General features: G+C 71.7%; 10 protein-coding genes. 8 read left to right on the forward strand and 2 right to left on the reverse strand.

Translation table 11 applies throughout. The annotated features are described in order from the left end of the window. From ptsP to DW299_RS03945, 8 genes are all read left to right on the forward strand, one after another. On the forward strand, nt 1-1,564 hold a 1,564-nt coding region (ptsP, locus tag DW299_RS03910; RefSeq protein WP_136035778.1), incomplete at its 5' end, for a phosphoenolpyruvate--protein phosphotransferase. Next, nucleotides 1,561-3,195: a PTS mannitol transporter subunit IIBC gene (locus DW299_RS03915; RefSeq protein WP_136030346.1), complete on the forward strand. Its 1,635-nt coding sequence runs from the start codon at nt 1,561-1,563 to the stop codon at nt 3,193-3,195. The genes ptsP and DW299_RS03915, both read left to right, overlap by 4 nt. Further along, nucleotides 3,192-3,626 (forward strand): PTS mannitol transporter subunit IIA, encoded by a 435-nt coding sequence (locus tag DW299_RS03920; RefSeq protein WP_136030348.1) that lies wholly within the window; start codon nt 3,192-3,194, stop codon nt 3,624-3,626. Before DW299_RS03915 ends, DW299_RS03920 begins: the two co-directional genes overlap by 4 nt. Continuing rightward, nucleotides 3,623-4,780, forward strand: a complete 1,158-nt coding sequence (locus DW299_RS03925) for a mannitol-1-phosphate 5-dehydrogenase (protein ID WP_136035780.1) — start codon at nt 3,623-3,625, stop codon at nt 4,778-4,780. Before DW299_RS03920 ends, DW299_RS03925 begins: the two co-directional genes overlap by 4 nt. 95 nt (nt 4,781-4,875) lie before the next feature. Then, nucleotides 4,876-6,168 (forward strand): flavin-containing monooxygenase, encoded by a 1,293-nt coding sequence (locus tag DW299_RS03930; RefSeq protein ID WP_136035781.1) that lies wholly within the window; start codon nt 4,876-4,878, stop codon nt 6,166-6,168. Next, a complete protein-coding gene (locus tag DW299_RS03935) occupies nt 6,165-7,115 on the forward strand; it encodes a bile acid:sodium symporter family protein (RefSeq protein WP_136030355.1) in 951 nt (316 codons plus the stop codon). Before DW299_RS03930 ends, DW299_RS03935 begins: the two co-directional genes overlap by 4 nt. Next, nucleotides 7,115-8,071 (forward strand): SDR family oxidoreductase, encoded by a 957-nt coding sequence (locus tag DW299_RS03940; protein ID WP_136035783.1) that lies wholly within the window; start codon nt 7,115-7,117, stop codon nt 8,069-8,071. Before DW299_RS03935 ends, DW299_RS03940 begins: the two co-directional genes overlap by 1 nt. Nucleotides 8,072-8,081: 10 nt before the next feature. Next, nucleotides 8,082-8,828, forward strand: a complete 747-nt coding sequence (locus DW299_RS03945; RefSeq protein WP_168443071.1) for an alpha/beta hydrolase — start codon at nt 8,082-8,084, stop codon at nt 8,826-8,828. Nucleotides 8,829-8,838: 10 nt separating this feature from the next. On the opposite strand, the gene DW299_RS03950 is transcribed toward DW299_RS03945, so the two are convergent. Then, complete coding sequence (locus DW299_RS03950; RefSeq protein WP_240745313.1) at nt 8,839-9,690, reverse strand: carbohydrate kinase family protein; 852 nt, start codon at nt 9,688-9,690, stop codon at nt 8,839-8,841. 3 nt (nt 9,691-9,693) lie between these two features. Then, on the reverse strand, nt 9,694-10,590 hold an 897-nt coding region (locus DW299_RS03955), incomplete at its 5' end, for a polysaccharide deacetylase family protein (RefSeq protein ID WP_136035785.1).

Below are 10,590 nucleotides of genomic sequence, written 5' to 3' on the forward strand. Positions count from 1 at the left end.
CGCGCGAGCCCGCGAGGCCGTCGCCACGGTGGCGCGGGAGCTGACCGCGCGCGGCGAGGCCGCCGGAGGAGCGGCGCAGGAGGTGCTCGAGGCGCAGGCCATGATCGCCGAGGACCCGACGCTGCAGGACGAGGTGGATGCCCGCATCGACGGCGGCGCCACCGCGGAGTGGGCCGTGCACGACGCGTTCGCCGGGTTCCGCGCGACGCTGGAGGCCGTGGGCGGCTACCTCGGGGAGCGCGCCGCCGACCTCGACGACATCGCCCAGCGCGTGCTCGCCCGCCTGCGCGGGGTCGACGCCCCCGGCGTGCCGAACCCCGGGCACCCGTTCGTGCTGGTCGCGCGCGACCTCGCCCCGGCGGACACCGCGCTGCTCGACCTCGACCAGGTGCTCGCGCTCATCACCACCGACGGCGGCCCCACGTCGCACACCGCGATCCTCGCCCGTGAGAAGGGCATCGTCGCGATCGTCGGGGCGTCCGAGGGCACCGCCCTCACCACGGGCGAGACCGTGATCGTCGACGCCGCTGCCGGGGTCGTGACCCGCGAGCCCAGCACCGAGGCCCTCGCCCGAGCCGCGGAGCGCGCCGCGGCCCGACGCTCGGCCGTCGATGCACCAGCCACTCCCGGCGCCCTCGCCGACGGCACGCCCATCGCGCTGCTGGCGAACCTGGGGAAGCCTGCGGACGCCGCCGATGCGGTCGCTCGGGGGGCCGAGGGCGTCGGGCTGTTCCGCACCGAGTTCCTGTTCCTCTCGGCGTCCCAGGCCCCGACGGTGGCGCAGCAGCGCGAGTCGTACCGCGAGCTCCTGGCGGCGTTCCCCGGCCGGAAGGTCGTGGTGCGCATGCTCGACGCGGGCGCCGACAAGCCCCTGGCCTTCCTCAACGACGCGCACGAGGAGAACCCGGCCCTGGGGCTCCGCGGCCTCCGGGCGCTGCGGGCGAGCGAGGACATCCTGCGCGAGCAGCTCACGGCGCTCGCGGAAGCCGACGCCGAGACCGACGCCGACCTGTGGGTCATGGCGCCCATGGTCGCGACGGTCGAGGAGACCGTGTACTTCACGGGGCTCGCACGCGAGTACGGGCTGAAGACCGCCGGGGTCATGGTCGAGGTCCCGTCCAGCGCCCTGCTGGCCGACCGGGTGCTCGCCCACGCGGACTTCGCCTCGATCGGCACCAACGACCTGACGCAGTACACGATGGCGGCCGACCGCCTGCTCGGCTCGGTCGCGTCGTTCCAGGACCCGTGGCACCCCGCGGTGCTCCGCCTGGTGCGCGAGGTCGGCGCGGCCGGTGCCCGTCTCGGCAAGCCCGTGGGCATCTGCGGGGAGGCCGCGGCCGACCCCCTCCTCGCCGTCGTGCTCGTGGGTCTCGGGGCGACCAGTCTCTCGATGGCGCCGTCCGCGTTGGCCGACGTGCGCCGCGCCCTCTCCGAACGCACCGCATCCGACGCGCTCAGCCTGGCGGAAGCCGCGCTGGACGCCGACGACGCCTCCTCCGCCCGAACCGCCGTGGCGACCCTCGCCGCGGCACTCCCCCCTCACCAGAAAGAGACGACATCATGACGACGACGTCACCTGCCGCCACGAGACCCGGCGGCCTCCGCCTGGGTGTCCAGCGCTTCGGCACCTTCCTCTCGGGCATGATCATGCCGAACATCGCGGCCTTCATCGCCTGGGGCTTCATCACGATGCTCTTCATCCCCGCCGGCTTCTTCGGCGCGGACAGCCCCTTCGGCTGGCACTGGGCCGGGGTCGCCGAGATCATCGGCGGCGGCGGCGACTCGGCCGTGATCGGCTGGCAGGGTGCCATGACCGCGGTGGCCGAGGGAGACGGCGGCAACATCCTGGCGTACGTCGGGCTGGTCGGCCCGATGGTCACGTACCTGCTGCCGCTGCTGATCGCCAACACCGCGGGCCGCCTGGTCTACGGCGAGCGCGGTGGCGTCGTCGCCACGATCGCCACGGTCGGCGTGATCGTCGGCACGAACATCCCGATGTTCCTCGGCGCCATGATCATGGGACCGATCGCCGCATGGCTCACGAAGCAGATGGATCGCCTGTGGGACGGCAAGATCCGCCCCGGGTTCGAGATGCTCGTGAACAACTTCTCGGCGGGCATCCTCGGCATGATCCTCGCGATCGTCGGCTTCTTCGCGTTCGGACCGGTCATGCTCGGCATCAGCACCGCGCTGGGCGCCGCCGTCGACTGGCTCGTGGGACTGAACCTGCTGCCGCTGGTGTCGATCATCGTCGAGCCCGCGAAGGTGCTGTTCCTCAACAACGCCATCAACCACGGCGTGTTCACCCCGCTCGGCATCGAGCAGGCGACCGAGACCGGCAAGTCGATCCTGTTCCTCATCGAGGCGAACCCAGGTCCGGGCATCGGCCTGCTGCTGGCGTTCAGCTTCTTCGGGGTCGGTGCCGCGCGGGCGTCCGCGCCCGGAGCCGCGATCATCCAGTTCTTCGGCGGCATCCACGAGATCTACTTCCCGTACGCGCTGAGCAAGCCGGCAACGATCCTCGCCCTGATCGCGGGTGGAGCGACCGGTGTCACCACGAACATGCTCCTCGGCGGAGGCCTGGCCTTCCCGGCGGCGCCCGGCAGCATCATCGCGGTGACCGCCGCGGCGATCGGCCCCGGCGTCGCGAACCTGCTCGTGGTCTACCTGTCCGTCATCCTCGCTGCCGCCGTCACGTTCCTGCTCACCGCCGTGATCCTGCGGGCCTCGCGCAAGCGCGACCTCGCGGCGGAGGGCGACACGTTCGGTGCGGCGATCGCGCAGACCGAGGCGAACAAGGGCAAGTCGTCCGCCGCGATGGACGCGCTGCGCACCTCGTCGGGCGCTGCGACAGCGACCGCCGCGACCGAGGCGCCCGCGACCGCGGTCGCCGACCGGCCGATCTCCACGATCGTGTTCGCGTGCGACGCCGGCATGGGCTCCTCGGCGATGGGCGCCAGCGTGCTCCGCAACAAGATCAAGAAGGCCGGGATCGAGGGCGTCACCGTGACCAACGCGGCGATCGCGAACCTCGACGGCACCGCCGACCTGGTGATCACGCAGCAGCAGCTCACGGAGCGGGCGCAGACGAAGTCGCCGAACTCCATCCACGTCTCCGTCGACAACTTCATGAACTCGCCGAAGTACGAAGAGGTCGTCGAGATGGTCAGGGAACAGCGAAAGGACGAAGAATGAGCGTGCTCACCCTCGAGCAGATCCGGATCCACCCGTCGGGTGCGACGCGGGACGACGCTCTCCAGGAGGCGACGGACATCCTCGTCGCCGCCGGAGCGGTCACCCCCGCCTACGTCGACGCGATGCGGCAGCGCGAGCAGACCGTGTCGACCTACATGGGCAACGGGCTCGCGATCCCGCACGGCACCAACGACGCGAAGGACGCCATCCTCGCCTCGGCCCTCTCGGTCGTGCGCTACGACGGCGGCGTCGACTGGGACGGCGAGCAGGCGACCTTCGTGATCGGCATCGCCGGTGTCGGGGACGAGCACCTGGAGATCCTGTCGCGCATCGCGATCCTGTTCTCGGACGAGGACGACGTCGCGAAGCTCGCCGCGGCGCAGACCCCGGAGGAGCTCTACACGCTCCTGTCGGAGGTGAACGAGGCATGAAGGCGGTCCACTTCGGGGCCGGCAACATCGGGCGCGGATTCGTCGGCCTGCTGCTGCACGAGGGCGGGTACGAGGTCGTGTTCTCGGATGTCGCCGGGGCTCTCGTCGACGCCATCAACGCGGTCGACGAGTACACCGTGCACGAGGCCGGCCCCGGGGGGACCGATCACGTCGTCACCGGGTTCCGCGCGGTGAACAGCCGCACCGACCCCGATGCCGTCGCGGAGGAGGTGGCGACCGCGGACGTCGTCACCACGGCCGTGGGACCGACGGTGCTGCGCTTCGTGGCGCCGTCGATCGTCGCGGGGCTCGCGCTCCGCTCCCCCTCGGCCGCGCCGCTGCAGGTCATGGCGTGCGAGAACGCGATCGGCGCCACCGACCAGCTGCGCGCCGAGGTCGCCGCGGCCGCCGGGGCCGACGCCGAGGCCCTGCTGTCGCGCGCGGTGTTCGCGAACACCGCGGTGGACCGCATCGTGCCCGCGCAGCCCGAGGGCGCGGGCGTCGACGTCACGGTGGAGCCGTACGTGGAGTGGGCCATCGAGTCGGGGCCGTTCGGGGACGCGCCGCCGCACATCCCGGGGGCGCACTTCGTCGCGGACCTCGCGCCGTACATCGAGCGCAAGCTGTTCACGGTGAACACGGGACACGCCGCGACCGCGTACTTCGGCGCTCGCGCGGGCATCGAGCGCATCTCGGACGCGCTGGCCGACCCCGACATCGCCGCCCGGGTGTCCGCGGCCCTGCAGGAGACATCGGCCGTGCTCGCGGCGGTGCACGGTCTCGATCCGGCCGAGCTCGCCGCGTACCGCGCCACGATCCTCGACCGGTTCCGCAACCCGGAACTGGTCGACACGGTGCAGCGCGTGGGGCGGCAGCCGCTGCGCAAGATCTCCCGCCACGAGCGTTTCATCGGCCCCGCCGCGATGGCCGCGGAGCGCGGGCTGCCGACCGGGGCCCTGGTGGCCGCCGTCGCCGCCGCTCTCGAGTTCGACGACCCCGCGGATGAGCAGTCCGTCGAGCTCCAGGCGCTCCTGCGCAGCGAGGACGCCGGAGCGTTCACGACCCGCGCCACCGGACTCGACCCCGAACACCCGCTGTACGACGCGGTGCGCGAGGCCGTCGCCGCCCGGCAGGCCGTCCTGCGCGACACCTGATCCGCCGCCGCGACCGTCCACGACGCGCCCCCGCGCACCGCTACGATCGGTGCGCGGGGGCGTTTTTTCGAGCACAGCGACGTGCGGGGAGCGGGATGAACAGATACGCCGTGATCGGCGCGGGGCCATCGGGCCTGGCAGCAGCCAGAGCGCTGCAGAAGCGCGGCATCGCCGTGGACGGGTACGAGGCGTCGCACGGCGTCGGCGGCCTGTGGGACATCGACAACCCGCGCAGCACCATGTACGAGTCCGCGCACCTGATCTCCTCGCGCACCACGACCGAGTTCGCGGAGTTCCCGATGCGGACCACCGCGGACTACCCGGGGCACCGCGTGCTCAAGGAGTACTTCACCGACTACGCCGAGCACTTCGGCCTGACAGGGCTGTTCCGCTTCGACACGGCCGTGACCAGGCTCGAACCCCGCGACGGCGGCTGGGACCTCACCGCCACGGGACCGGACGGCGAGCACACCCGGTGGTACGCGGGCGTGGTGCTCGCGAACGGCACGCTCGCCACGCCGAACGTCCCCTCGTTCCGCGGTGCGTTCACGGGCGAGCTGCAGCACACCAGCGCGTACCGGTCGCCGCAGCAGCTCGCGGGGAAGCGCGTTCTGCTGATCGGCGCGGGCAACTCGGGGTGCGACATCGCCGTCGACGCCGTGCACCATGCGGCGTCGGTCGACATGAGCGTGCGCCGCGGCTACTACTTCGTGCCGCGCTACCTGTTCGGGCGTCCCAGCGACACGCTCAACCAGGGCCGACCGCTGCCCGCCCGGCTCAAGCAGGCGATCGACACCCGCGTGCTGCGGGCGTTCACGGGCGATCCGGTACGGTTCGGCTTCCCCCGGCCCGACTACCGGCTGTACGAGTCGCACCCGATCGTGAACACGCTCGTCCTGAACCACCTCGGCCAGGGCGACCTGCGCATCCGACCCGACATCGACCGCTTCGACGGCTCCACGGTGCACTTCCGCGACGGGAGCGCGGACGACTACGACCTGGTCCTGCTCGCCACCGGCTACCGCCTCGACTACCCGTTCGTCGATCCGGAGCACCTGCACTGGCGCGGGGCGGCCCCGAGGCTGTTCCTGAACGTGTTCCCCTCCTCCTTCAACGGGCTGTTCGTGATGGGCATGATCGAGGCGTCGGGGATCGGGTGGCAGGGGCGCTACGAGCAGGCCGAGCTCCTCGCCTCCTACCTGCACGCGGTGGAGACGGCTCCCGAGCGCGGCGCGCGATTCCGCGAGCGGGTGACCGGGGCCCCGTGGCCGGACGTGACCGGCGGCTACCACTACCTCGGCCTCGACCGGATGGCCTACTACGTGAACAAGGACGCCTATCGCCGCGCGGTCCGGCAGGAGCGGCAGTCGCTGGAGGCCGGGGCGTGAACGTCGACGACGTGGTGCTCTCCTTCACCCCCGGCACGCTCACGATCCTCAACGTGGTGCTCGGCCTGATCATGTTCGGCATCGCGCTGGACACGTCACCGCAAGACTTCCGCGTCGTGGCGAAGCACCCGAAGCCGTTCGCGATCGCGATCCTCGCCCAGCTCCTGCTGCTCCCCGTCGCGACGTTCCTGCTCACGCTGGTGCTGCCCGTCCCGCCGTCGATGGCGTTGGGGATGCTGCTGGTCGCGTGCTGTCCGCCCGGCAACATCTCGCAGGTGCTCACGCATCGCGCGGGCGGCAACGTCGCGCTGTCCGTGTCGCTCACGGCGGTCGGCAACCTGGTCTACATCGTCGCGATGCCGCTGAGCATCACGTTCTGGGGGTCGCTGCACCCGACCGCACGCACGCTGCTGCGCGACATCTCGCTCGACCCGTGGCGCATGCTGCTCGAGATCCTGCTGATCGTCGGTCTCCCGTTCGCCCTCGGGCTGCTGCTGCGGGCGAAGCTGCCGGGGGTGAGCGCGCGCGTGCAGCCCTTCGTGAAGTGGTTCAGCCTGCTCGCACTGCTGGGCTTCATCGTGGCCGCCCTGATCGGCAACTGGACGGTGTTCGTGCAGGTGCTCGGCATCATCCTCCTGGTGGTCGCCGTGCACGATGCGGTCGCGCTGGCCCTCGGTTACGGCACGGCCGTGGTCGGCGGACTGGGCACCCGCGAGCGCAAGGCCATGACCTTCGAGGTGGGCATCCGCAACGCCGGGCTCGGCCTGGGCCTGGTCTTCCTGTTCTTCGACGGGCTGGGCGGCATGGCCATCGTGGCGGGCTGGTGGGGCATCTGGGACATCATCGCCGGACTCGTGCTCGCCGGACTGTGGGCGCGGCACACCCGACGGCGGACCGGAAGCCCCGACGGCGATGCGAGTGGTCGCATGAGCATCGAGGCGGCCTGATGCGGCGGGTGCTGATCACGGGCGGTGCGGGTTTCCTCGGCGCGCACGTCGCGAGCGCCCTCGCGCGCCGTGACGACGTGGAGCTGGTCGTGGCCGCGGATGTGCGGGACACCCCCGCGCGGGACGGCGTCGTGAACGCGCTGCTCGACGTGACCGATGCCGCAGCCGTCGCGCCCCTGCTGCGCGCCCACCGGATCGACACCGTGGTGCACCTCGCCGCGATCGTGAACCCGGGTCGCGACGTCGACCGGGAGTACCGGGTCGATGTGATCGGCTCCGCGAATGTGCTCGCCGCGTGCGTCGAGACCGGCGTACGTCGGATCGTCGTGTCGAGCTCGGGCGCCGCGTACGGCTACCACCCCGACAACCCTGCCTGGATCGACGAGAGCACGCCTCTGCGCGGCAACGACGCGTTCCCGTACGCGCGCCACAAACGGCTGGTCGAGGAGATGCTGTCCGACTGCCGGAGCGAGCACCCCGGACTCGAGCAGGTCGTGTTCCGCATCGGGACGATCCTCGGTCCGACCGTGCGGAATCAGATCACCGCGCTCTGGGACGGGCGGCGCATCCTGCGCATCGCGGGCTCCGACTCCCCCTTCGTGTTCGTCTGGGTCGACGACGTCGCGACCGCGATGGTGCGGGCGGCGACGGACGGACCGGCCGGGGTGTTCAACGTCGCCGGAGACGGGCGTCTCACGGTGCCGCAGATCGCCGCGCGGCTCGGCAAGCGACAGCTCGTGGTCCCCGCGTGGGCACTGGACGCGGCGCTCCGCCTGGGACGGATGCTCCGGCTCACCGAGCACGGGCCGGAGAAGGTGCCGTTCCTGCGCTGGCGGCCCGTCCTGTCCAACCGCCGACTCATCGAGGATTTCGGCTTCACGCCCACGCGCACCTCGGCGGAGGCGTTCGAGGAGTACCTGGTCACGCACCCCTCCGTCTCCCGCCGACGGGAGTAGCGTTGCCTCCGTGCAGAAGAAGCCCCGCCGCCGCATCCTGAGACGTGTCCTGTGGGCTCTGGCCATCGTGCTGGTCCTCGCGATCGGCGGTGTGCTCGCCTACACCCAGATCGGGGTCATGCCGGCCGAACCGGGTCCGCTCGCCGAGGTCCGTGACAATTCGGCGATCACCGTGACCGACGCCGACGAAGGCATCGTGCTGGAACCCGCCGACGGCGACTCGGAACGGGGCCTGGTGTTCATCCCGGGCGCCAAGGTCGATCCGTGGGCCTATGCGGCCCCGCTCCAGGGCCTCGCCGAGGAGGGCATCACGGTCGTGATCACCCGGCCGTGGTTGAACCTCGCGTTCTTCGACCCCCGCGGCCTGGACGACTTCACGTCCGCGGCGCCCGATGTCGAGTCCTGGGCCGTCGGCGGCCACTCCCTGGGCGGCGTCCGCGCCTGCCAGCTCGCCACCGCCGCCGATGCTCTGGTGCTGTTCGCGTCGTACTGCGCGAACGACCTGTCCGATTCCGATCTCCCGGTGCTCAGCGTGGCCGGGAGCGAGGACGGCCTGTCCACTCCGGAGAAGATCGCCGATGCGCGGCCGATGCTCCCCGTCGACGCCGAACTCGTCGAGATCGACGGCGCCTCTCATGCCTCGTTCGGCGATTACGGGCCACAGGCGGGCGACGGCGAGCCGACCCTGTCCGAGGAGGAGATGCGCGCGCAGCTCACCGACATCGTGGGCGGGTTCCTGCTGTCGGTCCCCCGCTGACCGGCACCTTTCAGCCGAGGACGGGGTCGAGCAGCGGGTGCAGGTGCCGGGTGCCGAGCACGAGCGACGCCGTCCGCGCCCCGGCCTCCAGCGCGGCGGCGAGCCCGGCTCCGCCCAGTCGGGCGTCCAGCACGCCGGCGAGGAACGCGTCGCCTGCGCCGTTGGTGTCGACGACCGTGGTGGGCACCGCGCGCACGCGCACCTCGGTCCCGTCCGCATCGATCGCCACCGCGCCGTCCGCGCCGAGCGTGCACACCGCGAGCTGGGCGCCCGCGTCGACCGTGGCCCGCAGGAACTCCACCGGAGAGTCCAGGCGGTCGGCGTTGCAGAACACGGCATGCGCGGCGGCGAGGAACGGCCGGTGGAACGCGGCCGTGCCGTCGTAGTCGTGCACGTCCACCCAGAGCGGCGTGCCGCTCCGCCGTGCCAGCGGGAGCAGGCGCAACGGTTCAGCGGCCAGGTCGAGCACGACCGCGTCCGCCACCGCCAGCTCTGCCGCCAGGGCCGCATCGTCGCGCCCGTCGCCCGCCTCCGGCGTCGCCAGGTACAGCGACACGCGCTCCCCCGCCCTCGTCATGAGGTTCAGGTGGCGCTCCGTCACGCCGTCCGACCAGTGCACGGGCACTCCGGCAGCGGCCAGGGCCTCGCGCACCCGCCGGCCGTCGTCGTCCGACCCCGCGATCGCGTGCAGCGCCACCGCGCGCCCGAGCACGGTCAGGCTCAGCGCCTTGCCCGCACTCGTGCCGCCGACCGTCTCCCAGCTGTCCTCGGTGAACTGCATGTGCGGTTCCGGCTCCGGCAGCCGGTCGAGCACGACGATCCTGTTCCAGGCGGCGGGACCGACGATGACGACCGCGGCCACGCGTCAGCCGATCCGCGACACCAGGGCGTCGAGCCCCATGCCGTAGTCGATGCGCACCACGGGAAGCGCGAGCTTGTCCGTACCGATCTGCACGTACCCGGGCTCGATCGTCCGCGCCATCTCAAAGCCGGCCTGCGCCACGCCCTGCTTCGCCGTGTCGTTGTAGTGTCCGAAGGGGTAGGCCATGACCTCGCGGACACCCAGCACATCGCCCGAGGCGTTGAGGTCGGCGGCGATCTGATCGGCCGTCCAGTTCACCATCCGCCCCTTGCCGTTCTCCCCCGCCTGGTGCATGTCGTTGGTGTGCGAGCGCCGCAGCACGTAGATCGACGGGGGCGGATCGGTCCGGTAGGCCGTGATCATGAACGAGGTCGACAGCAGGCGGTACTTGTCGATCACGGGCACGGCGAGGTCGAACCAGCTCTGGTCGGCGTCGTCGTCCGTGATGATGACCGAGCGCGCGGGCAGGAACAGCCGGCCGTCGATGAACGCGCTGAGCTCGTCCCACGTCGGCAGGTAGAAGCCCGTGGTGGCGATGTGGTTCATCTGCGCGTCGAAGTCGCCGATGTAGGCGTAGTTCCCGCGCAGCCAGCCTGTCTCCCCGTCCGGGTTCGATGTGAACTGGTGGTACATGAGGATCGGCACGCGCGTGCCCTCCGCCGCGTTCTCCTCCGGGGTCTTCCAGGCCGCGAACAGCTCGATCCGCTGGTCGTCGCACACCACGGGGTCGGCGCCGTTGACGCGGGCCTCCGGAGTGAAGGCCGCCGCGTCTGCCGCCGTCGGGTACCACCCGGCGAACACCTTCCCCGCCACGGCCGGGATCGGCAGCGCGACGTACAGGCCGTTCTGCCACTGCAGCTGCGGATCCGCCGGGGCGCCCTCGCCGGCGGATCCGCAGCT

This window comes from Microbacterium sp. K35 (assembly GCF_004794375.1).
Taxonomy (GTDB): Bacteria; Actinomycetota; Actinomycetes; order Actinomycetales; family Microbacteriaceae; genus Microbacterium; species Microbacterium sufflavum.